Origin of the sequence: Pantoea sp. BJFS-204 (assembly GCF_049310725.1) — a bacterium.
GTDB classification, from domain to species: domain Bacteria; phylum Pseudomonadota; class Gammaproteobacteria; order Enterobacterales; family Enterobacteriaceae; genus Pantoea; species Pantoea agglomerans.
Genome location: NZ_JBMOWE010000001.1, coordinates 1,140,525 through 1,162,025, shown reverse-complemented (window position 1 = coordinate 1,162,025; position 21,501 = coordinate 1,140,525). Strand labels below are relative to the sequence as shown.

Annotated in this window: 27 protein-coding genes; 17 read left to right on the top strand and 10 right to left on the bottom strand. The window is 57.1% G+C overall.

What is annotated here, in order from left to right; all coding sequences use genetic code 11:
- The first annotated feature begins 3 nt into the window (after positions 1 to 3).
- The 13 genes from pqqC to ACO6VX_RS05240 all read left to right on the top strand — a co-directional run bounded on the left by pqqC (position 4) and on the right by ACO6VX_RS05240 (position 10,948).
- Positions 4 to 759 carry a pyrroloquinoline-quinone synthase PqqC gene (gene pqqC, locus ACO6VX_RS05300; RefSeq protein ID WP_010245074.1) on the top strand — a complete coding sequence of 252 codons (756 nt, stop codon included), beginning with the start codon at positions 4 to 6 and terminating at the stop codon, positions 757 to 759.
- Between the two features lie 3 nt (positions 760 to 762).
- The gene (pqqD, locus tag ACO6VX_RS05295; protein ID WP_045140374.1) at positions 763 to 1,041 is read left to right on the top strand and encodes a pyrroloquinoline quinone biosynthesis peptide chaperone PqqD; all 279 of its coding nucleotides are present in this window, start codon (positions 763 to 765) and stop codon (positions 1,039 to 1,041) included.
- Positions 1,004 to 2,170 (top strand): pyrroloquinoline quinone biosynthesis protein PqqE, encoded by a 1,167-nt coding sequence (pqqE, locus tag ACO6VX_RS05290; protein ID WP_161793189.1) that lies wholly within the window; start codon positions 1,004 to 1,006, stop codon positions 2,168 to 2,170. Before pqqD ends, pqqE begins: the two co-directional genes overlap by 38 nt.
- Positions 2,170 to 4,446 carry a pyrroloquinoline quinone biosynthesis protein PqqF gene (pqqF, locus tag ACO6VX_RS05285; protein ID WP_284672250.1) on the top strand — a complete coding sequence of 759 codons (2,277 nt, stop codon included), beginning with the start codon at positions 2,170 to 2,172 and terminating at the stop codon, positions 4,444 to 4,446. Before pqqE ends, pqqF begins: the two co-directional genes overlap by 1 nt.
- 114 nt (positions 4,447 to 4,560) lie before the next feature.
- Positions 4,561 to 5,145, top strand: a complete 585-nt coding sequence (locus ACO6VX_RS05280) for a YceI family protein (protein ID WP_010245067.1) — start codon at positions 4,561 to 4,563, stop codon at positions 5,143 to 5,145.
- Positions 5,146 to 5,603: 458 nt separating this feature from the next.
- Positions 5,604 to 6,584, top strand: coding sequence for a 6-phosphofructokinase (locus tag ACO6VX_RS05275; protein ID WP_022625681.1), 981 nt, complete (start codon positions 5,604 to 5,606; stop codon positions 6,582 to 6,584).
- 10 nt (positions 6,585 to 6,594) lie between these two features.
- Complete coding sequence (locus ACO6VX_RS05270) at positions 6,595 to 6,909, top strand: PTS sugar transporter subunit IIB (RefSeq protein ID WP_010245062.1); 315 nt, start codon at positions 6,595 to 6,597, stop codon at positions 6,907 to 6,909.
- Positions 6,902 to 8,269: a PTS sugar transporter subunit IIC gene (locus tag ACO6VX_RS05265; RefSeq protein WP_008925155.1), complete on the top strand. Its 1,368-nt coding sequence runs from the start codon at positions 6,902 to 6,904 to the stop codon at positions 8,267 to 8,269. The genes ACO6VX_RS05270 and ACO6VX_RS05265 overlap by 8 nt, the downstream gene beginning before the upstream one ends.
- On the top strand, positions 8,256 to 9,098 hold the full coding sequence (locus ACO6VX_RS05260; RefSeq protein WP_422457837.1) for a class II fructose-bisphosphate aldolase: 843 nt from the start codon (positions 8,256 to 8,258) through the stop codon (positions 9,096 to 9,098). The genes ACO6VX_RS05265 and ACO6VX_RS05260 overlap by 14 nt, the downstream gene beginning before the upstream one ends.
- Before the next feature lie 95 nt (positions 9,099 to 9,193).
- Positions 9,194 to 9,463: a hypothetical protein gene (locus ACO6VX_RS05255; protein ID WP_010245053.1), complete on the top strand. Its 270-nt coding sequence runs from the start codon at positions 9,194 to 9,196 to the stop codon at positions 9,461 to 9,463.
- A 9-nt stretch (positions 9,464 to 9,472) separates the two neighbouring features.
- Positions 9,473 to 9,910, top strand: coding sequence for a PTS sugar transporter subunit IIA (locus ACO6VX_RS05250; RefSeq protein WP_045140370.1), 438 nt, complete (start codon positions 9,473 to 9,475; stop codon positions 9,908 to 9,910).
- Positions 9,907 to 10,530, top strand: a complete 624-nt coding sequence (locus ACO6VX_RS05245; RefSeq protein ID WP_191917057.1) for an AAA family ATPase — start codon at positions 9,907 to 9,909, stop codon at positions 10,528 to 10,530. The genes ACO6VX_RS05250 and ACO6VX_RS05245 overlap by 4 nt, the downstream gene beginning before the upstream one ends.
- Positions 10,499 to 10,948, top strand: a complete 450-nt coding sequence (locus tag ACO6VX_RS05240) for a thiol-disulfide oxidoreductase DCC family protein (protein ID WP_187505441.1) — start codon at positions 10,499 to 10,501, stop codon at positions 10,946 to 10,948. The genes ACO6VX_RS05245 and ACO6VX_RS05240 overlap by 32 nt, the downstream gene beginning before the upstream one ends.
- Here ACO6VX_RS05240 and ACO6VX_RS05235 read toward each other — a convergent pair.
- Positions 10,935 to 11,873 (bottom strand): quinone oxidoreductase family protein, encoded by a 939-nt coding sequence (locus ACO6VX_RS05235; protein WP_422457833.1) that lies wholly within the window; start codon positions 11,871 to 11,873, stop codon positions 10,935 to 10,937. The genes ACO6VX_RS05240 and ACO6VX_RS05235 overlap by 14 nt on opposite strands.
- Positions 11,874 to 11,946: 73 nt before the next feature.
- On the opposite strand from ACO6VX_RS05235, the gene ACO6VX_RS05230 reads away from it, so the two are divergent.
- Both ACO6VX_RS05230 and ACO6VX_RS05225 read left to right on the top strand, forming a co-directional pair.
- On the top strand, positions 11,947 to 12,438 hold the full coding sequence (locus ACO6VX_RS05230; RefSeq protein ID WP_010670119.1) for a MarR family winged helix-turn-helix transcriptional regulator: 492 nt from the start codon (positions 11,947 to 11,949) through the stop codon (positions 12,436 to 12,438).
- A 14-nt stretch (positions 12,439 to 12,452) separates the two neighbouring features.
- Positions 12,453 to 13,352 carry a LysR family transcriptional regulator gene (locus ACO6VX_RS05225; protein ID WP_010670120.1) on the top strand — a complete coding sequence of 300 codons (900 nt, stop codon included), beginning with the start codon at positions 12,453 to 12,455 and terminating at the stop codon, positions 13,350 to 13,352.
- On the opposite strand, the gene ACO6VX_RS05220 is transcribed toward ACO6VX_RS05225, so the two are convergent.
- The 5 genes from ACO6VX_RS05220 to ACO6VX_RS05200 form a co-directional block, all read right to left on the bottom strand.
- A complete protein-coding gene (locus ACO6VX_RS05220) occupies positions 13,327 to 14,136 on the bottom strand; it encodes a molybdate ABC transporter substrate-binding protein (RefSeq protein WP_187491421.1) in 810 nt (269 codons plus the stop codon). The two genes, ACO6VX_RS05225 and ACO6VX_RS05220, sit on opposite strands and share 26 nt — an antisense overlap.
- Positions 14,137 to 14,145: 9 nt before the next feature.
- Positions 14,146 to 15,453 (bottom strand): MFS transporter, encoded by a 1,308-nt coding sequence (locus ACO6VX_RS05215; protein WP_088234226.1) that lies wholly within the window; start codon positions 15,451 to 15,453, stop codon positions 14,146 to 14,148.
- 329 nt (positions 15,454 to 15,782) lie between these two features.
- Complete coding sequence (locus ACO6VX_RS05210) at positions 15,783 to 16,493, bottom strand: ArsR/SmtB family transcription factor (protein ID WP_422457831.1); 711 nt, start codon at positions 16,491 to 16,493, stop codon at positions 15,783 to 15,785.
- 4 nt (positions 16,494 to 16,497) lie between these two features.
- Positions 16,498 to 16,881: an amino acid-binding protein gene (locus ACO6VX_RS05205; RefSeq protein ID WP_010245033.1), complete on the bottom strand. Its 384-nt coding sequence runs from the start codon at positions 16,879 to 16,881 to the stop codon at positions 16,498 to 16,500.
- 1 nt (position 16,882) lies between these two features.
- Entirely contained in the window at positions 16,883 to 17,197 is a 315-nt protein-coding gene (locus tag ACO6VX_RS05200; protein WP_010245030.1) for an antibiotic biosynthesis monooxygenase family protein, read from the bottom strand.
- A gap of 125 nt (positions 17,198 to 17,322) precedes the next feature.
- On the opposite strand from ACO6VX_RS05200, the gene ACO6VX_RS05195 reads away from it, so the two are divergent.
- Positions 17,323 to 18,216, top strand: coding sequence for a dihydrodipicolinate synthase family protein (locus tag ACO6VX_RS05195; protein ID WP_187512010.1), 894 nt, complete (start codon positions 17,323 to 17,325; stop codon positions 18,214 to 18,216).
- A 19-nt stretch (positions 18,217 to 18,235) separates the two neighbouring features.
- On the opposite strand, the gene ACO6VX_RS05190 is transcribed toward ACO6VX_RS05195, so the two are convergent.
- The 3 genes from ACO6VX_RS05190 to ACO6VX_RS05180 all read right to left on the bottom strand — a co-directional run bounded on the left by ACO6VX_RS05190 (position 18,236) and on the right by ACO6VX_RS05180 (position 19,888).
- Positions 18,236 to 18,730: an AAA family ATPase gene (locus tag ACO6VX_RS05190; protein ID WP_191917054.1), complete on the bottom strand. Its 495-nt coding sequence runs from the start codon at positions 18,728 to 18,730 to the stop codon at positions 18,236 to 18,238.
- Between the two features lie 322 nt (positions 18,731 to 19,052).
- Positions 19,053 to 19,292, bottom strand: coding sequence for a hypothetical protein (locus tag ACO6VX_RS05185; RefSeq protein WP_064691309.1), 240 nt, complete (start codon positions 19,290 to 19,292; stop codon positions 19,053 to 19,055).
- A gap of 266 nt (positions 19,293 to 19,558) precedes the next feature.
- Positions 19,559 to 19,888, bottom strand: a complete 330-nt coding sequence (locus tag ACO6VX_RS05180) for a cupin domain-containing protein (protein ID WP_010245017.1) — start codon at positions 19,886 to 19,888, stop codon at positions 19,559 to 19,561.
- A gap of 139 nt (positions 19,889 to 20,027) precedes the next feature.
- Between ACO6VX_RS05180 and ACO6VX_RS05175 the strand changes: the two genes are divergently transcribed.
- A complete protein-coding gene (locus ACO6VX_RS05175; RefSeq protein WP_191917053.1) occupies positions 20,028 to 20,666 on the top strand; it encodes an RpiB/LacA/LacB family sugar-phosphate isomerase in 639 nt (212 codons plus the stop codon).
- Positions 20,667 to 20,736: 70 nt separating this feature from the next.
- Here the strand turns inward: ACO6VX_RS05175 and ACO6VX_RS05170 are convergent, their stop codons facing one another.
- Positions 20,737 to 21,501, bottom strand: coding sequence for an ABC transporter ATP-binding protein (locus ACO6VX_RS05170; RefSeq protein ID WP_060680191.1), 765 nt, complete (start codon positions 21,499 to 21,501; stop codon positions 20,737 to 20,739).

Genomic DNA, 21,501 nt, shown 5'->3' with positions numbered 1-21,501 from the left:
AACATGCAGATCACTGACACGCTGTCGCCGCAGGCTTTTGAACAGGCCCTGCGCGACAAAGGCGCTTACTACCATATCCATCACCCGTATCACATCGCGATGCATAACGGTCAGGCCACGCGCGAGCAGATTCAGGGCTGGGTGGCGAATCGTTTCTATTACCAGACCACCATTCCGCTGAAAGATGCGGCGATCATGGCCAACTGCCCCGATCCGGCTACCCGCCGTAAATGGGTGCAGCGCATCCTCGACCACGACGGCAGCAACGGCGAAGAGGGTGGCATTGAGGCCTGGCTGCGGCTGGGCGAGGCGGTCGGGCTGACGCGCGAAGAACTACTTTCAGAGCAGCATGTGCTACCAGGCGTGCGGTTTGCGGTGGATGCGTATATTAACTTTGCCCGCCGCGCCAACTGGCAGGAGGCAGCCTGCAGCTCACTCACCGAGCTGTTCGCCCCGCAGATCCACCAGTCACGGCTCGACAGCTGGCCGCAGCACTATCCGTGGATCAAAGAAGAGGGCTATTTCTACTTCCGCAGTCGTCTGGGTCAGGCGAACCGCGATGTGGAACATGGCCTGGCGCTGGCGCTGGAATATTTCACCACCGCTGAGACGCAGAACCGCATGCTGGAAATTTTGCAGTTTAAGCTCGATATTTTATGGAGCATGCTGGACGCCATGACCATGGCATACGAGCTGAAACGTCCGCCTTATCACACCGTGACTGATAAAGCGGCGTGGCACACCACCCGACTGGTATAACAGATGAATGAAAACTCGATTGCCGCGTTTCGTCGCGGCTACCGTATGCAGTGGGAAGCCGCCCAGGATACTCATGTGGTGCTCTATCCCGAAGGCATGGCGAAGCTGAACGAAACCGCCGCCGCCATCCTTGAGCTGGTGGATGGCAAGCAGAATATCGCCGCGATTATCGCAACGCTGGATAGCCGTTTTCCGGAAGCGGGCGGCGTGGGTGCAGATGTTTTAGAGTTCCTGCAATCAGCCTATGAACAGAAGTGGATACAGTTCCGTGACCCCGCATAAACCTGACGTGAATCCGCCGCTCTGGCTGCTGGCCGAGCTGACCTATCGCTGTCCGCTGCAGTGTCCCTACTGCTCCAACCCGCTGGATTTCGCCCAGCAGGAGAAGGAGCTGACCACCGAGCAGTGGATTGAGGTGTTTCGTCAGGCGCGGGCGATGGGCAGCGTGCAGCTCGGATTCTCCGGCGGCGAGCCGCTGGTCCGTAAAGATCTGCCGGAGCTGATCAAAGCGGCGCGCGACCTTGGCTTCTACACCAACCTGATCACCTCGGGCATCGGCCTGACGGAGAAGAAGCTGGATGCGTTCAGCGAGGCGGGGCTGGATCATATCCAGATCAGCTTCCAGGCGAGTGACGAAACCCTGAATGCGGCGCTGGCCGGTTCGAAAAAAGCGTTTCAGCAGAAGCTGGAGATGGCGAAAGCGGTGAAAGCCCACGGCTATCCGATGGTGCTGAACTTTGTTCTGCATCGTCATAACATCGACCAGATCGACAGGATCATCGATCTCTGCATTGAGCTGGAAGCGGATGACGTAGAACTGGCGACCTGTCAGTTCTACGGCTGGGCGCAGCTTAACCGTGAAGGCCTGCTGCCCACCCGCGAGCAGATCGCCCGCGCAGAGGCGGTGGTGAAAACCTACCGCGAGCGGATGAGCACCACCGGCAATCTGACCAACCTGCTGTTTGTGACGCCAGACTACTACGAAGAGCGCCCTAAGCCCTGCATGGGTGGCTGGGGCGCCATCTTCCTCAGCGTTACGCCAGAGGGCACCGCGCTGCCGTGTCACAGTGCGCGTCAGCTCCCGGTAGAATTTCCCTCAGTGCTGACGCAAAGTCTGGACGATATCTGGTATAACTCATTCGGCTTCAACCGTTATCGCGGTTTTGACTGGATGCCAGAGCCATGCCGCTCCTGTGATGAGAAAGAGAAAGATTTTGGCGGCTGTCGCTGTCAGGCTTACATGCTGACCGGCAATGCCGACAACACCGATCCGGTCTGCAGCAAATCACCGCATCACGGCAAAATCCTTGACGCCCGGCGTGAGGCGGATTGCAGCGACATTAAAATTGGTCAGCTGCAGTTCCGTAACCGCAGCAACTCACAATTGATCTATAAAACACGGAACCTCTGATGAAAACGCGTTGCCTGGAGATAAACGGTCTGACGGTTGAACTGGTGCATCAGCCCGATGCCAGCCAGGCCGCCGCCCTGATTCAGGTGGGCGCGGGGAGTCACGACGAACCCGATCGCTGGCCCGGACTGGCGCATCTGCTTGAACATCTGCTGTTCACCGGCAGCACCGGCTGGCCTGATGAGGGCCGGTTGATGAGCTGGATTCAGACGCAGGGTGGCAGGGTTAACGCCACCACGCTGGCCCGGCGCAGCGCGTTCTTTTTTGAGGTTACGCCGTCGCTGCTGGCTGAAGGGCTGGCGCGGCTGCAGGATATGGTCTGCCATCCGCTGCTTGATAATCAGGCAATCGGTCAGGAAGTGGCGGTGATTGATGCGGAATATCAGCTATTGCAGCGTCATCAGCCGTCACGCATTGAAGCGGCACTGCTGCACGCCGCCGCGTCACCTGCGGAATTCCACCGGTTCCATATTGGCAGCCGGGCGAGTTTTGGCGATGAGCTCTCTGCGCTACAGCGGGCCCTGCGCCAGTTCCACCAGCGCTACTACTTCGCCAGCAATATGCGGCTCTGGCTGCAGGGGCCGCACTCACTGGATGAGCTGGAACAGCTGGCGCGTAACGTTGCTGCCGCGCTGCCCTCCGGTCAGTGGCGACAGGATCTGCCACCGCCGCAGCTGACCAGCGATACCTGCTGGCAGCTGGCAGAGACCGCACCTGGGGCGCTATGGCGCAGCTGGATACTGGATAACAGTGACGGTGTCACGTTATGGCGTGAATTTCTGCTGGATGAAGCACCCGGATCGCTGCTGGCTACCCTTCGTGAGCAGGGGCTGGCGGAGTCGCTGGAGCTGAAGTGGATCTATCAGGCGGGAGGCGCGCTCTGGCTGGCGCTGGGCGTTGAAACGCATCAACCCGAAACCGTTAATGTCTTGATCGACCGTTATCTGGAGGCACTGCGCCAGACGAATAAGCCACAACATCAACACTATCACCATCTGGCGCAGCAGCGATTTGTGACACTGTCACCGATGGAGCAGTTACGCCAGCGCGCAATCGGCTTTGCGCCAGATGAAGCCGTGCCTGCGTTACAGCCGCTGCTGGCGCGTCTCACCGACGCGCCGGGCACGCTGCTGTTCTGCACGTCGCACCCGGCTGAGGAAACCCTTCAGACACAGGGATTCAGCCTTGCGCTGACCGCCTGGCAACCAGCACCGTCTGAGGCGCTACCTCCGGCGAATTTCACATTCTATCCGTTCGAGACCGCCTTGACGTCTGAGCCGCTGCCCGCACAGGCGGTGGCATTGCCGCATTATCAGCCTGACGACCTGCAGGCGACGCTGATCCTGCGACCAGAGTTCTGGTCAACGTTCACCGAAGCGACAGGGGAAGCGCTGGGGCGGCGGTTACGTCCGCTGTTTGCCGCGTTGCGTCATCAGGGCGGCAACGGCAGCTGGCAGGAAGTGGAGGGCGTGTGGCAACTGACGCTACAACTGACGCCGGATGAGGCAGTGGCTGACCGGGCGCTGAGCCAGATCGTCGCCGCACTGACGCTGCCGGTTGAGGCGGCGCAGCCTTCTTCGGGTGAAAGCATCGCGATTCGTGCACTGCTGCGGCAGTTGCCCTGGCAGCTGGCCGCCACTATTACGCCACATTGCTGGCGGGCGGCGCTGAAAGGCGGCAACGCGGCACTGCATTCATTGATTGCCCGGCGGCTTAGCGCACTGTCGCTGCCGGTTAACCCTGACACGCCGCCAAAGCGCATGACGACGCAAACCGGTATGACGCGCCTGCCACACGGCAGCGCGGACAATGCTCTGCTGCTGTTTATCCCGCTGCATCGACCTGAACAGCTGGCGGCGCTTCGCGCGCTGGCGCTGATCTACGAGCCGCGCTTTTTCCAGCGCTATCGCGTTGAGCAGCCTATCGGTTATGTGGTGAGCAGCCGCTATATGCGCTGTGCCGATGAAGATGGGGTGCTGTTTGCGCTGCAGTCGCCCGATTACAGCGCGCTGTCACTGCTGCGCTACTGCCGCAACTTCCTGCGGTCACTGAACGAGACGCTGGCGGGTTACGATCTGGCGGCACTGAAAGCGCGTCTTCTGAGCCGGGAAGTGGATCAGCCACTGGCGTGCTTACGCGCAGACAATGGCCTGGCAGAACCGGATGCGGCGCAGATTGAGGCGCTGACACTTGCGGATCTGCAACAGCTTCACCGCACGCTGATTCAGGATCGCCGCCGCTGGCGGGTGCTGTTCACCGGCGGCGAGAATGTGTAGCGCCCGGTATAAAGTTGCTGAATTTATTTGAAAATTACCTACAAATCTCTTCACTGTCTATTCCGGGCGAACTGGACCACACTCAATTCACTTTGTCCGCATAAGGAATTGACCGTGAAAAACTTCAAACGTATTGCACTGCCCCTGTTAGCCGCTGCCACCCTCTACGCCCCGTTGTCTCAGGCTGAGGCGATGCACTACCAGCTGAATCCTGAGCATACGTCGGTAATTGTTGCCTGGAACCACTTCGGCTTCTCAAACCCTACCGCTGATATCCCTGATGCAACCGGTAACCTGGTGTTTGATAAAGATCATCCAGAGGCATCACGCGTTGACGTGACCCTGCCAGTCAGCAAAATCGACAGCCACGTGGCTGCGCTGACCAAAGAATTCAAAGGCGCTGAGTACTTCGACACCGCTAAATATCCGACTGCGACCTTCCACAGCACCAAAGTGGTGGCGAAGGGCGACAACAAATTTGATGTTGAAGGCAACCTGACCCTGAAAGGGATCACCAAGCCAGTTACGCTGCACGCGACGCTGAACAAGCAGGGCGAGCATCCGATGGTGAAAAAGCAGGCGATTGGTTTTGATGCCACCGGCACCATCAAGCGTTCTGACTTCAAGCTGGACAAATATGTCCCAGCGGTAAGCGACGAAGTCACTCTGACTTTGTCTACTGAAGCCTACGCCAAGTAAGCTTTTTGGGGCGTAGTGGCTTGCAGCTACGTCCCTTATTCGTTTTTTCCGCGCCTTCTTCCCCTCTGAAATCTATTCTTCCCGCCTGTTTATCTGCCATAAAATAATCGGGATATCTCCTCATCAACTATTTTGTGAACGCTTTATCTGGCCCGGAACCGGGAAAAATGAGGCGAAAGTCACAAATTTGCAACAGCACGGAATAAGCCACTCTGTGCCGCTGTGTGGCGAAATAAAATTCAGATGCCCTCTGAACTAACTCATTGATTTATATCGTTTCACTCAAATCGGCCTTCCCGCAAATAGTGTGATTTTGATCTCAAAAACCGCCGTTCAGACACCCCTGTCAATAACCCCGCCCAAAAAATACCGCTCGTAACTGTGATCTCCTCTGCAAATAGCAACCCCACGAACCGGAAGAATGGCCCTCAGCAGATTAAGCCAGCGAGGTGAGGGAAATGCGAATTGGAATGGTGATCAGTGGCGGTGATGTAACCGGCATTAATAATTTTGTCTTCCAGTTAGGGCGTCTGACGCAGGCGGAGATCGTGATATTTGATGGTGGCATTCCCGGCCTGCTGGCAAATAACCATCGTGATATCAGCCAGCGTGATCTGCTCGACTTTGCCATCGCCTCAATTCCGGTTATGCAATCGGGACGCACGCAAAAGAAACTGGTGCGCAGCGAATATGAATGTATTGCCCGCCAGCTGAAAAGCGCCCGTATTGAAGTGTTAATTATGGCGGGCGGTGACGGGTCGCTGCAATTTCTCCATACCCTGTCGGAGTCTGGCGTTAATTGTTTCGGCGTCGGCATGACCATCGATAATGATGTCTTCGGCAGTGATTACACCCTGGGTTTTTCCACCGCCTGCGAGCAGGTATTAAAAGAGGTCGCGAAACTGCGGAATACCGGGCGCGCCTTACCTGGCCGGGTATTTATGCTGGAGTTACTCGGCGGCTACTGCGGCGAATTAACCCTGCAGTCGGCGATTAAATCCAATGCGGACATTGCGCTGATCCCGGAGTGCCAGATTCCTTTGCCACAGCTGGCGCAGCGCATCACCCAGCGACTGGCAGAACAGAACAGCGTGATCATTCTCTGTTCAGAAGGCTACACCCGCGAATATTCGCCCGGTTTTCAGGGGGCTATCGACACCTTAATCAAACAGCTTGAGCCGCTTATTGGCGTACGCGTCCGTAAAACTATCCTCGGTTACGGGCTGCGGAATGGTGATCCCACCTGCGAAGAGATTTATCAGGGCACCATTATGGCCAGTGAAGTGGTGCGTTGTATTCAGTCAGGCATGCGGAATAAAGCGGTCATTATTAACGGCAGCAATAAACCGATTCCGATTGATTTAATAAGCATGCAAAAACGCCTGGTCGATATTGACGGGCACCATTACAAACTCGCTAAACAACTCAATATATTGTGAGGAGAAAACCATGCTGAAAATATTATGTGTCTGTGGTTGTGGCTTAGGATCCAGTTTTGCGATTGAGATGAGCGCAAAAGCGGTTTTAAAAAAACTGGAGATTGAGGCCGATATCGATCACACCACCATTTCAGAAGCGAATGCCTTTAAGTCGGACATGATTCTGACGCAAAAAGCCTTTGCCGATGTGTTAAATGCCGACGCCAGTCCGGAACAGATTAAGCGGGTCATTATTCTTAACCGGCTCACCGATAAAGCGGAAATAGAGCAGAAGATCCTGGCCTTTTTAAAAGAACGCAACGTAAAGGTCGCCGCCCATGAATAGTGTGATCGACTTCCTGGTAAAAGATCTGCTGGGGCAGGCGTCTATTCTGATCGCCTTTATTGCCCTGATTGGTCTGCTGCTGCAAAAGAAATCCGCAGGCAAGGTGGTGGAAGGCACCTTTAAAACCCTGCTCGGTTTTTTAATTATGATGGCGGGTATCAATATTATTGTGGGAACCCTGACGTTCCTCAATACCATTTTTACCCACGGCTTTGGCATGCGCGGCTATATCACCGATGTTGCCGCCATTGCCGGGCTGGCTAACCGTGAGCTGGGGTCTGAAGTGGCACTGACGCTGCTGGTGATCTTTATCGTCAATATCATCATCGCGCGACTGACGCCCTTTAAGTACATCTTCCTCACCGGCCAGGCCCTGCTGTGGATGGCGACGATTGGCGCGGTGATTGGCTATAAAGCGGGGCTGACCGGTCTGCCGCTGATCCTGACCGGCGGTATCTTTGGCGGGATCATGGCCGTGGTGATGCCTGCGCTGGCGCAGCCGGTGGTACGACGTATTACCGATTCAGACGATGTTGCCCTGGGTCACTTCTGCACCATTGGTTATCTGGTCACGGCGGCGGTCGCCAAAGTGGTCGGCAAAGGATCGCGATCCACTGAAGATCTGAAGCTGCCCGATAACTTCAAGTTTCTGCAGGATACCTATCTGTCGATGGCGCTGGTGATGGTGCCGATGTACCTGATCCCCGCTGTGGCGGCCGGTCCGGCGTTTATCGCCCAGTACAGCAACGGCATGAACTACCTGATGTACGCCTTTATGCAGTCGATTCAGTTCGTGGCCGGAGTCTTTGTGCTCTACAGCGGCGTTCGTCTATTGCTGAACGAGCTGGTGCCTGCCTTCCGCGGTATCGCCATGCGTGTCGTGCCGGATGCCAAACCGGCGCTGGACTGCCCGGTGATGTTTCCCTATGCCCCGAACGCGGTGATTGTTGGCTTTCTCGCCACCACGCTCGGCTCAATTGTCGGCATGCTCGTCTTCCCGATGTTTGGTCTGGCGATGATTCTGCCTGGCCTGCTGACCAACTTCTTTGCCGGTGGCACCGCCGGGGTATTTGGTAATGCCATGGGCGGACGGCGCGGCGCGATGATCGGCGGCTTCGTCCACGGCCTCTTTATCACCATTCTGCCCGCGATCCTGGTGCCGATGCTGGAGAGCTATGGCTTCACCGGTGTGACCTTCAGTGACTCAGATGTCATCAGTACCGGCCTGGTGCTCGGCCACGCCTTCCAGAATAACTGGCTGTTCGTTGCTCTGTTTATTGCCTTTGTTACCGCGCTTGCCTGGTTTGTTAATGGCAAATCCACAAAACCTCAAGAGGAAAAAATCCATGAAACTTTATAACTTCGCCGATCTGTTACAGCTGGCTAAACAGCGCGACTTTAAAGCGGTGGGTTCTTTTAATCTTCACTGCCTGGAGATGCTGCCCGCCTATTTTAAAGCGGCAGAGAAAACCAATAGTCCGTTAATGATTCAGATCTCCACCGGCACGGCAAAATATCTCGGCCATAAATTACTGGTCGATGCCATTAAATCGCTGTCAGAGAGTATGAATGTCCCGACCTGTCTGCATCTCGATCACTGTTCCGATTTAGCGGCAATTCAGACAGCGATTGATGCCGGATTCAGTTCCGTGATGTATGACGGGTCCCATCTGTCAATTGAGGAGAATATTGCCAACACCCGCCGGGTGATTGATATGGCGCGTCCGCACAATGTTTCGGTAGAAGCGGAGCTGGGCGCGATTGGCGGCTCGGAAGATGGTAAATGTGTGGAGATGGAGGCGATTGCGTTTACGCCGGTGGAAGATGCGCGCCGCTTTGTCGAAGAGACCGGCGTCGATATGCTGGCGATCTCCATCGGCACCGTGCATGGGCTTTACACCGGTAAAGCGCATATTCAGCATCAGCGGCTGGCAGATATCACGGCGGCAACCCACACGCCACTGGTGCTGCACGGCGGCACCGGCGTCAGCGATGAAGATATGCGGCTGGCGGTCAGCAGCGGTATTGAGAAGGTCAATGTCGGCACCGAAATGAATGTTCAATGGGTGGCGCAGTGCAAATCGACCTTTGAAAAAGGCAAGATCAATGACAGCGTGCGTAATTTCCTGGTGCCGGCCAATGATGCGGTAACCAGTGTGCTGGTAGAGAAGATGCAGTTATTCCGGTAATCGCCCGTTTCGCCATCACCGGCTTATTGCCTCAAACCTTTTATAATTACCTATTAATCTGAGCCACCCCGACATGCTACGGGGCAGGAGAGCCTATGTTTGGATTCTTAAAAAAGTCTCCGGCTGTGGAACAACCCAGCGAGCAGCAGCAGGATCATCTGGCGGAATTAAGTCGCGAGAAAATAACGCAACTGGAGCAGCAGCTGGCTATTAATCCGCGTGATGGCGAAACGCAAAAACAATTAATGCTGGAATATAACCGGGCATTAAGCTTATTTGCGAAAAGCCGTCGCTATCGCAATGAAATTGATGCGCTGTTTGTCAAAATCGATGAATTACGCAATGTGGTTCGCCAGTCGATTTAAGGAGAGCTGATGACGATTAAGCAGTTATTGCAAGAGGCAAACGCCATTCAGATTGGTATCGACGCCACGGACTGGCGTCAGGTTATCGCGCTGGCTGCCGAACCCCTGGTCAGTGGCGGCTATCTCGATGCTTCTTATCCTGATGCGGTCATTGCCAATACGCTGGCCCATGGCGCTTACTACGTGTTTGAAGAGGGGATCGCCATTCCCCATGCGCGACCGGACGCAGGGGTGATCCGCGACTGTTTCAGTATGATTCTGTTGAATGAGCCGATCTCGTTTGAGGGCAGTGACAAAGCGGACATAGTCATCATGTTTGGTGCGCGTGACAGCAATGCCCATATCGAAGAGGGGATCCGCGCGATTGTGTCGCTGCTGGAAGATGAGGAAACGCTGGTCCGGTTACGTCAGGCCAGCAGCATCGCGGAGGTCATCGATATTTTATGACGCTAAAAACACCGTTAAAACGCGTGGTGCTGGTTAATGGCATTCCGGCTTCGGGTAAAAGCACCCTGACGCACGCGCTGTCACAACACTTTGGCTGGCCGGTGCTGACGCTCGACTGCCTGAAAGAGCCGTTTATGCACGCTTTTGCGCCGGTCGATCGCCAGCGTAACCGGCAACTGGGCTGCGCGGCCTATCAGGCGATCTGGAACATCGTCGCGCAGGCTCCCGCCAGTCAGATCTGGCTGATCGACGCCTGGTTTGGGTTCCAGCCCCGTACGCTGCTGGAGCAGGGACTGAAACAGGCGGGCGTCGAAGAGGTGCTGGAGCTGTGGCTGAAGATTGAGCCGGAGGTGGCGGTGGCGCGCTATCAGGCGCGGCTGTCGCAGCGGCTGCCGGGCCATCCAGGGGCTGAGTATCTGCCGGAACTGCGCCAGCTGGCACAACAGGCCACTCCGATGGCGCTGGGCCAGGTGTATGAGGTTGATGCCTGCGCCCAGGATCACGCTGCCGTCATTCACTGGCTGCAGCAGCAACTGACCAGAACCCGCTACACTTCAGTTCATCATCAGAGGAGTGAGGAGTTGCAGGATGTCGTCGCCCCCTTATCTGCAAACCGGTGAAAGCGTCGTGCTCTACGACGGTGTCTGTAAGCTGTGCAACGGCTGGGTTCAGTTCCTGCTGCGTCACCATCTGGCGCGGCAGGTCCGTTTTGCCTCAGTGCAGAGCGAGCAGGGCAAAGCGTTGCTGCGCTGGGCCGGCATGCCGGAAGAGAACATCAGTACCATTGTTTACATTGACGGTAATCAGCACTGGCTGCGGGCACAAGCAGTGTTCCGCGTGATGCAGCACCTGCCGGCCCCGTGGCGCGGGCTGGCAGTGCTGCGCCACTTTCCCGACGCGATCAGTAACTTTGCCTACGACCGCATCGCGTTAAACCGCTATAAGCTGTTTGGGCGTTACAGCGCCCAGCACGCTATCCAACCCGATTATCCTGGTCGATTTCTGCATGAGGTGGAGCAGACGGTCACGGAAGGGTAAATACCGTCCGGCAACGGCTGTCGTCGCTCTGCCATTCCTCCGCGATATCACTTAATGGACGCGACCGGAAAGGAATGGTAAAACCGTGCGGTCCGGCGGCCTGCAGCATTTCCCCTATTGAGGCGATCAGTTCACGGTCTGGCACACTGCCCAGCCCGCTTCCCATCAGTGTTAGCCCGGATGAGCGCAGCAGCTTACTGTGCAGGGAAATCTCCTGCCCGCTCAGCGAACCAATCTGCACAAAGCGCACGATTTTTTCGCCACCCCGAACCGCCGCAGTCATGATCGCCAGTGCGCTCTCACCCCACAGATAATCCAGTACTACATCAACGCCCTCTGCCATCAGGGCGGGGAGTTCGGTGGGCAGCGCATCCAGCGTCAGAGTGATATCAGCACCCTCATTGTGCAACTGCTGCAGCGTTTCTCTGTTACGGCCGGTGGCAATGATTTTGCCTGCACCCAGCGCGCGGGCAATGCGGATCGCCAGGCGACCCGAAGTGCCGGTCGCGCCATTGATCAGCACGGTCTCGCCGGGGCGAAGTGCGGCCCGACGGGTCAGCGCTGTCCAGGAGGACATGCCCGGATTCGCGAGAGCTGCTGCCAGCACCGGATCAAGGCCAGAAGGCAGTGGGATGATGTGTTCTCTACTGACCACCGTCCGCTCGGCCATATTGCCCGAGGCGGAGTCAAAAGCCAGAAAGTAGACAGCCTCGCCGTTGTCGAGGTAGCCCGTTCCGTCAATGCCCGGAATAAACGGGAATTGCGAAACGGCGCTGTAGTGGTTGCCCGCCGCCCGGGCTTTCGCCAGCTGGCTGAGTGCTGCGGCTCTGACGGTGATCCGCTGCTGATGCTCACCGGCCTGGGGTTCCGGTCTGTCACCGTAGTGAGGTTTTGCGCCTGCCTGATCGATTATCGCTGCTTTCATGGTTGGTCTGCCTTCTGTCTGGGAGTTATTAGGTGTAAAGTACACACATTATTCCTGCCTCAGGATGGCGTCAATGAAAAGTGTGCAAAATACACATAAATACGATGCGCTGCATAATTGTCTGCTGACGATTGCAGGCGCGCTTAACCGCCCCCAGCGCGATATGGCGATGATTAAAGCGGCGGGTATTGAACTGGATCGGGCGCTGTTTCCGCTGCTGGTTCAGGTCAGCCGGTTCGGGCCGATCGGCGTAGGCGAACTGGCCGATCGGGTGGGGCGTGACTACAGCACGGTCAGCCGTCAGGTGGCGAAACTGGAGGAAACCGGGCTGGTCGTGCGGCAGAAAAATCAGCAGGACAAAAGGATTAACGAGGCAGCCATTACCGCAGATGGCCGGGCGATGACCGATAAAATCGATGCGCAGCGCGTGCAGGTCTATCAGCGCGTTTTCCGGCACTGGCCGGACAGCGATCGCGAGGCGCTGGAGCAACTGCTCAGCAGATTTGTTACCGATTTTACCCTCACGGAAGGTGACGAAAATGATGACAAGCATGATGCGGTTTAAGGGAAGAGGGATTTATGCCGGTTAATTTCGATCTAAACGATCTCTACGCGTTTCGCGCGCTGGTGGAGTTTGGCAATTTTCGCCTGGCGGCAGAATCGATCTGTCTCTCACAGTCGGCGCTGAGCCGCCGGATAGATAAGCTGGAAACCTCGCTGGGGATCAAACTGTTTGAGCGTACCACGCGCCGCGTCACGCTGACGCTGAAGGGGCATGCGTTTGCTCAGCGCTCGGATAAGTTGCTGGCTGATTTTGAGGAGGTTATGGCCGATCTCAGTGAGGTGAGCTTAGCCCGCACTGGCCTGATTACCGTGGCCTGCGTGCCGTCAGCCGCCTACTATTTTATGCCCAACATTATCCGGCTGTTTCAGGCGCGCTATCCCCGCGTACGAGTCAAACTGATCGACAGCAGTGCGGCTAACGTTTATGACGCGGTGATTGGCGGTCAGGCCGACTTTGGCATCAGTTTTTCCAGCCGCTCGCAGCCGGATGTGCATTTCCAGCCGCTGATGGATGATCCCTATGTGGCGGCCTGTCGGCGTGACCATCCGATAGCCGGCAAAAAGAGTCTGAGCTGGCAGGCGTTTTATCAGTATGAGTGGGTCGGGCTGGATAAAACCTCCGGCAATCGCAACCTGCTGGATCAGGCGCTGCAGGCGATCATGCCGGAGAAACCCTGTATCTGTGAAACCCGCCACGTCACCACCATGCTGGGGATGGTTGAGGCGGGGCTGGGCATTGCTGCCGTCCCCGCCATGTCGATGCCTGGCTACGATCACGCCCTGCTGATGGCGGTTCCATTGACCGATCCGCAGGTGAAACGCACCGTGGGTCTGCTACGTAAAAATGGCCGGTCGCTGTCGCATATTGCGGGCGAACTGGAGAACCTGATTATTGAACAGTATCAGCGTCTCTGACCGGTTTAGACGCTTTCACGGTGTGCAGTCCGCTGGCGTGCACCGCCTGTTGTACCTCAGAGGAGGCGAGCCAGCGCAGCAGCTTAGCCGCCTCATCCGGCTGCGCTGACTTGCGCACCACGGCACCGGCGAAGCGGGTGGTGTATTGCAGCTTGTCCGGCAGTTCGCCAATAAAAGTGACGCCTGGCACCGGCAGCAGCTCACTGACCTGCTGAAAGCCGATAGCGTATTTACCGGCCGCGACCTCTGAGGCCACCGGGATGCGCTCAACCTTCACCGCTTTCCCCTTAACCTGATCTTCAATGCCCAGGCGGCTGAACAGCTGGCTGCTGACATACTTACCGCTGGCGCTGTCAGAGTAGGCGATGGAGCTGGCGTTCAGCAGAGCAGTACGCAGCGCGCTTTCGCTGCCGATCTTAACCGGCGTGGCACCCTGTCTGATCACCGCGCCGATGCGGGAGTCCGCCAGCTCAACCCGTGAACCCGGCAGCGTCTCGCCCTGTTTTTGCAGATCGCTTAGCGCATCGCCGACCATAATCACCACATCGGCCGGTTCACCGCGCGCCAGTCGGGCCGGAATCGCCTGCGGGGTTTTGCCCATAGACGGACCGGCGACGGTGTTGATAGTGATCCCTTCACGCTGGGCGAAGCGGGGCGAGAGCGTATCCCACGCTGCTTTAAACCCGCCGGAGATCATCACCGTCAGCTCTTTTGCCTGCGCCGTGGCGCTGCCCGCCACGCTGAACAGCAGAGCAGCGTACAGCGACATCGTTTTCAGTTTCATCTTCATTCCTCAGCTAACGGTTTCATGGGCAGGTGATACGGCACTGCGTGTACGACGATAGAGATAAAGTGTTGCCCCCAGGGCGCAGACTGCTGCAAAACTCATCCAGTAGCCTGGCGAGGCTTTATCGCCGGTCATCTCAATCAGGCCGGTTGACATCACCGGCGTAAATCCGCCAAACAGCGCAGTTGCCAGGCTATAGGCCAGCGAGAAGCCCGCCACGCGCACTTCCGCTGGCATGATTTCGGTCAGCGCCGGGATCATCGCGCCGTTGTAGAGACCATAGATCATTGAAAGCCACAGCAGCACGCCCAGCATCATCGAGAAGCCCGGTGCGGCGGCCAGCATGCTCAGAGCCGGATAGGTGGTGACTATTGCCAGCAGGGTCATGGCGACCAGCACAGGCTTACGGCCAAAGCGGTCGGAGATCGCGCCGCCAATCGGCAGCCAGATAAAGTTCGACACCGCCACCAGCAACGTCACCAGCAGGCTGTCAGAGGCGCTGAGCAATAGCACTTTCTTGCCAAAGGTCGGCGCGTAAACCGTAATCAGGTAAAACGCAGTCGTGGTCATTGCTACCATCAGCATCCCGGCAATCACCACCTGCCAGTTGGCGAGCAGGATGCGGAACACCTGCTTCACATCGGGATGGCTGCGACGGTTGTTGAACTCCTGGGTCTCTTCCAGCTTGCGACGCAGCACGAAAATAAACGGCACAATCAGGCAGCCAAACAGGAACGGAATGCGCCAGCCCCATTCACGAATGGCGCTCTCTTCCAGCACCGCGTTGAGGATAAAGCCCATCGCCGCCGCCACCATAATCGCGACCTGCTGACTGCCTGACTGCCAGCTGGTGTAGAAGCCCTTGCGGCCTGGTGTGGCAATCTCTGCGAGATAGACCGACACGCCGCCCAGCTCTGCACCGGCGGAGAAGCCCTGCAGCAGCCGACCGATCAGCACCAGCAGCGGCGCCCACAGGCCAATACTCTGGTAAGAGGGGATCAGCACGATCATAAAGGTGCCTGCTGCCATGATGGAGAGCGTGACGATCAGCCCTTTACGACGGCCAACCTTATCGATGTACGCCCCCAGCACTACCGCGCCAATCGGGCGCATCAGGAACCCTGCGCCAAACACGGCAAAGGTCATCATCAGTGAGGCGAACTCACTGCTGGCCGGGAAAAAGGTATGGGCGATATAGGTGGCATAGAAACCGAACAGGAAGAAGTCGAACTGTTCGAGAAAGTTGCCTGAGGTAACACGGAATATTGCGCCAATCCTGGCGCGGTGAGTCATGGGTGAGGTTGTCTGCATCAGTAGCTCCAGCCAGTAAGGTATGACGCTTTTTGCCGCGCCTGTCACTGAAGAGTGGATCAGCGCCCGGCGCTAAATAAGTGCAAAAAGGGCATCGATTAATGTGCCAGCCGCATGATTGCCAGGCGTTATCACTTAAAGTGTTTCGCATTCAACAGGTTAAATGGCGGGATGGTTTTTTTGTGCCTGTTAGTGAGCCTGAGAGGAGTTTGCGGAAATGTGACAGATTTCATAAGCGTGTTGCAGGCGAATAGGGGGAATCTGGCTTGTCTGAGGCCATCAGCGCAGAGTCTGGCGGCAACAAAAAGGTTCAGAACGCAGGCAGCAAGGCGTCAGGGAAAGGTTATGCCAAAAATCTGATGTAAATGTCGGACGCCCGCTACGGTAAAAACCACTTCACGGTAGCCAGGCTGCCGGGTTAGCCAGCCTTGCGTTTCAAAGGCACTCAGCAGCGCTGCACCCGCGTAGCCGCCGAGATGGAACCGGCGCTCACTCCAGTCGAGACAGCCACAGCAGGCTCTGCGGCGTCCGGGCTGCGACAGATCAATCTGCAACGCCGCAAACTGCTGCAGACCCAACAGGGTGACAGCGCTGCCTTCCGGCGTGATCCAGCCCTGTTGCGCCATTACGGCATAAATCTGCACCGCAATATCACCGGCCAGATGGTCGTAACAGGTGCGGGCGGTGCGAAGCGATGTTGGGGTGGTGCTCGCCGGCGCGGCAATCCGTCGCCAGGACAAGCCCATCATGTTCTCAATCAGCGTAGCGATGTCACTGCCGGTCAGTCGGTAATAACGGTGACGCCCCTGCGCCACGCAGACGATCAAGCCGCTGGTGATCAACCGGTTCAGATGGGCGCTGGCGGTTGAGGGCGCCACGTCGGTGACGGCACTGAGTTCGGTGGCGGTCCAGGCGCGTCCATCCATCAGCGCGGACAGCATCTTCACCCGTGACGGATCGGCCATTGCGGCGGCGACGCCCACAATCGCATTCTCAAGTGCTTCGCTATCGTCAGGTGCGTTATGCGGTTGTGGAGTTGCCATCAGATTACAGTGCCCATTCTGTGGTCAGCCCGGCGGCTGATCGATTGTTATCGGTAATCAGGATCAGCTGGTTAGCGTGATCGCTGTATTGCACCAGGATGTTGATTCCGGCATCGGCAAGGCGTGCAGTGATCGCCCCCAGCTCGCCGGGACGCTGTTGCGGTAACCTGCGAATAAGCGGGACGTTAACTGCCTCGACGGCGATACCTTCTGCTTCAAGCACGGCCCGCGCCCGTTCGCCTTCCTCAACCAGAAAATGAGCGTGGCTCTGTTCACCAAAGGAGAACAGGCCGCCGCCTTCCAGGCCAATCCCATGACGGCCCAGCAGCGTGGTGAGCCGGGAAAGTGTGCCTGGACTATTTTGCAGGATGACATGAATATCGAACATGTTAATTTACTCCCTGTTGTGAGGCATATTCTCTGATCAGCGTGACGATGCGAAGACGGTAACCGGCAAAAAGGGTCTCGCGGCCTTCACGCTGTGCGGCCTGGTGACAGAGGTTGCGCTTCCAGGCCAGCACCGATTCTTCATCGCGCCACCAGGAGAGCGAGAGAATTTTTTTCTCATCGGTCAGGCTTTGAAAGCGCTCAAGAGAGATAAACCCGCTGTTTTGCATCAGCAGCGGTTTAAGGTCGGCAGCCAGTTGCAGGTAACGCATCTGGTGTTCGGGTCGGGCTTCGGCTTCAAATAGTACGGCAATCATCGCTATCCTCCTTTGGGTGATAGCGCAAAAATAGCGGGCGGGGCGGGTTGATGCTTCGGCCGGTAACGAAATATGGCTGCAGGGGCGACCTCCAGCCGGTGCAATCTTGTAATGGAGCAGATGATATGTTCAGCGGACTCAGTGCGTTCCCCCTTACTCCCTTTGCGGCAGGCAAGCCCGATGAGGCGGCTTTTTTGCGGCTGCTGCGCAGGCTGACTGATGCAAAAGTCGATTCCCTTGGCGTGCTGGGGTCCACCGGCAGCTACGCCTATCTCAGCCGCGCGCGGCGCAGGCGTATCGCAGAACTGGCGGTGGAACATGCAGAGTCGATTCCGGTGATGATCTGCATTGGTGCGGTGGGCACTGACGAGGTGCTGGCGCTGGCGGAGGACGCGCAACAGGCGGGCGCGGCCGCGTTATTGCTGCCGCCGCTGGGTTATCAGACGTTGAATGAAGATGAGGTGTTCACGCTTTTCGAGACCGTAACGCGACACGCCTCGGTGCCAGTCTGTATCTATGACAATCCCGGCACCACCCATTTTACGTTTTCCGATGCGCTGCTGAGCCGGATCGCCGCACTTTCCGGTGTCGGGTCAGTGAAAATTCCTGGGGTACCGGCGGAGCAATCTGCGGCTAACGATCGCCTCGCTCAGCTGCGCGGCACGCTGCCAGATTCCGTGTCGATTGGCGTCAGCGGCGATGCTTCTGCCGCCAACGGGCTGATTGCGGGCTGTGATGGCTGGTATTCGGTGTGCGGCGGACTGTTTCCGCGCGTTGCAAAAGCGATGACCGAAGCGGCGGCCGCAGGCGACCATCAGAGCGTCAGGGCGCAGTCCGATCGCCTGCAGCCTTTATGGGCGCTGTTCCGCCAGCATGGCGGCAGTTTCCGGGTGATCAGCGCCGCGGCGGGGCTGCTGGGACTGACCGAACGCGACTGCCTGCCGCGCCCGCTGCAGCCGCTCTCCGATGCGCACTGCCAGCAGATTGCTGACGTGCTCGCGGCACTCGACCTTTCTTAAGATCCCGCGCCAGAAGGCATTAACCGTGGCGCACCAGGTTAAAGCCTTCTTCCTCCTGCGGCGCTTCGAAATAGCGGGTAATCAGCGCGAACTGCTCGTCCGTTGCGGCAAAGGCGTGTTCGCCGCCCTGATTTCGGGCGTGCAGGCGCGATTTACACAGCGCATCCGGTACGTCCAGATAATGCAGGCGATGGTCGGCAGAGGATGCCTTAATCACCGACATCATCCAGTCGCGATTCGTCCGGGTGTTGGCAGGAAAATCGAGCACCACCGACACCCCTGCGTTAAGCAGCGCGACCAGATGAGGCGTCATCGCCTTTCTGAGTTTTGCTGCAAGGCGCACGTAATCGGCCACCGACTGCATCTCCTCCTTATAGAGCGCGGCGAGCCACTGATCCTCGCTGATCACCACGCAACCGGGGGCGGCGCTCAGCTCCGCCGCCAGCGTCGATTTCCCGGAGGCAATTTTTCCACACAGCAGATGCAGCGTGGCGGGGGCAAAAGTCATGGTCATATCACTCCTGTGTCAGCCTGATAGTGAACCGCGCGCATTACGCGAAGGGAAAGTAAAGCAGGTCTCGCCGAAGCGGGATTCAGGCTAACAAAACAGGGGAGAGATAAGCAATGAGAGGCAAAAAGTTGCTGGTGAGTAAAACCCGGATTTACCGCGCGTAACAGTCTCTGCTGCTGCGGGCGTTACTGCATTCAGAAAAAACCGCGGCTTTCGCTGGGCATGTTGACACGCCTGAACGGGGAAGTGCGGTCAGGCGTTGAGTGCAATATCATATACGCTTTCAGAAAGGGATGAATCGGCGCTGAACAGCTGGCAACTGACTTCATTTTTGTGCCATCAGCAACGTCAGCAGTTCGCGGCAGCATGCCTCTTCTTCTGCACTGTCTGCGGATGCCAGGTGGCGCAGCAGTTCCATACAGCTTTTTTCCTTGCCCGCTTCCAGTAACTCTTCGATCAGAAAGTTGAGTTTGTCCTGTTCAGACACGGCAAAGGATGAACTAAACTCATTTTTGATCGGGCCACTGTGATTCACCGGCAACGTGAGGGTGTTTTGCATTGGCATAATATTGTCCTGTTTCGGGTTAAAAAATGTTCGGCGATTGCTATTAAACTTATACAACGATCCGGAATTTGTACAGAAATCTGCCCGATTGATTTTCAGGACGAAGCTAAGCGCAGCGCGGTTGCGGCGTAAATGTCAGCTAATCATTAAGTTAGCGTGAGAAGGAATTTCAGAAAAATTCTGCGGGCCTGAAGCAGGATGCGGAGACGGGAAAAACCAGGTCAGTCCTGCGTCAGGTCAGCAGGCGGCCCACCGGGCCGCCTGCATTATTTAGCGGTCAGGAAATCTTCGCGCTGCGGTGTAAACGTATCCAGTAACGTGCCCGCCTCAAGACAGACACAGCCATGAACCACATTGGGCGCTTTGTAGAGCGTATCTCCTGCGCCCACCTCACGCGTTTCACCATTGATGGTGAAGGCAAAACGTCCGCTCAGCACATAGGTCAGCTGCTCGTGGGGATGGTGATGCAGCGGGCCGACAGCCTCTTTCTCAAAAATCACTTCTACCGCCATCATGGTGCCGCCGTACGCCAGCACGCGGCGGGTCACGCCATTGCCCAGATCTTCCAGTGGTCGCTCTTTATGGTAGATAAACATCGCAATCCTCCTGCGGTTGCCCCTGCTGCGGTGACCGTTTTGTGATGGATCTCACAGCACTCGGGTGAATTAGTTTATGCACTTTAGTGGTTTTTCACTAAAATGAAACGGTGTTTCAATTAATTTATAAGGGTAGATCATGAAAATCGCGTTAATGATGGAAAACAGCCAGGCCGCTAAAAACGTTACCGTGCTGAAAGAACTGGAAGGCGTCGCACAGCCACTGGGCCATCAGGTCTTCAACGTCGGTATGAGCGATGAGCAGGATCACCATCTGACCTATATTCACCTCGGCATTCAGGCCAGCGTGTTGCTCAACAGCCAGGCCGTGGATTTCGTGGTCGCGGGCTGCGGCACCGGGCAGGGCGCGCTGATGGCGCTTAACATTCACCCGGGCGTCGTCTGCGGCTACTGTATCGATCCGGCGGATGCCTACCTGTTTGCGCAGATTAACAACGGTAATGCCTTATCTCTGCCGTTCGCCAAAGGCTTTGGCTGGGGCGCTGAACTTAACCTGCGCTTTATCTTTGAAAAAGCCTTCACCGGCGAGAAGGGCAATGGCTATCCGCCAGAGCGTAAAGAGCCGCAGGTGCGTAATGCCGGTCTGCTGAATCAGGTCAAAGCTGCCGTGATCAAAGAGAACTACCTCGACACTCTGCGCGCCATCGACCCTGAACTGGTGCGTACTGCCGTTAGTGGCCCACGCTTCCAGCAGTGTCTGTTTGAGCATGGCAAAAATCAGGAAATCGTCGCTTTTGTGCGTCAGCTGACCCACTAACGCATCCGGGGTCATAAGGCCGGTCTGACCGGCCTTTTTTTATTCTCTCTTTCCCGACATCAGCTGAACGTCAGCTCTGCTGCGCCAGCGCCGGATTGTAATGACGACTCGCCTCTACCAGCATCCGGGTGTAGGGCATCGCGGCCCGGTCGGCCACCAGCGTCGGCACATCCAGCGTCTCCAGCACCTTGCCCTGTTGCATAACCGCTACGCGATGGCAGAGGTGCGCCACCACGCCGAGATCGTGCGTCACCATCAGATAGGTCAGGTTCTCCTGCTGCTGCAGATCGCTGAGCAGATTGAGGATCTCCGCCTGCACCGAAACATCCAGCGCGGAGGTCGGCTCATCCAGCAGCAGCACGCGCGGCTCTAAAATCAGCGCCCGGGCAATCGCCACGCGCTGACGCTGACCACCGGAAAGCTGGTGCGGATAACGCGTCTGCCAGGCACGATTCAGCCCGACCTTATCCAGCATCGCCACGACGCGCTGCTGGCGCTGCCCGATACCCTGAATCTGTAATGGCTCTTCAAGGATATCGCCCAGCGTGTGGCGCGGATGCAGCGAGCCATAAGGGTCCTGAAACACCATCTGCACCTGACGGCAGCGCGCCCGATCGATGCGATGCGCCAGCGGCTGGCCATCAATGGTCAGTTCTCCCTGCCAGTGATTAAACAGGCCCGCCAGACACTTCAGCACCGTGGTTTTGCCCGAGCCCGACTCACCGACCAGCCCGAAGATTTCACCCTGTTTAACCTGCAGGCTGACGTCGAACAGCACCTGATTACGGCGACCCTCTTCACCAAAACCCAGGTTGAGATTTTTCACCTCAATCAT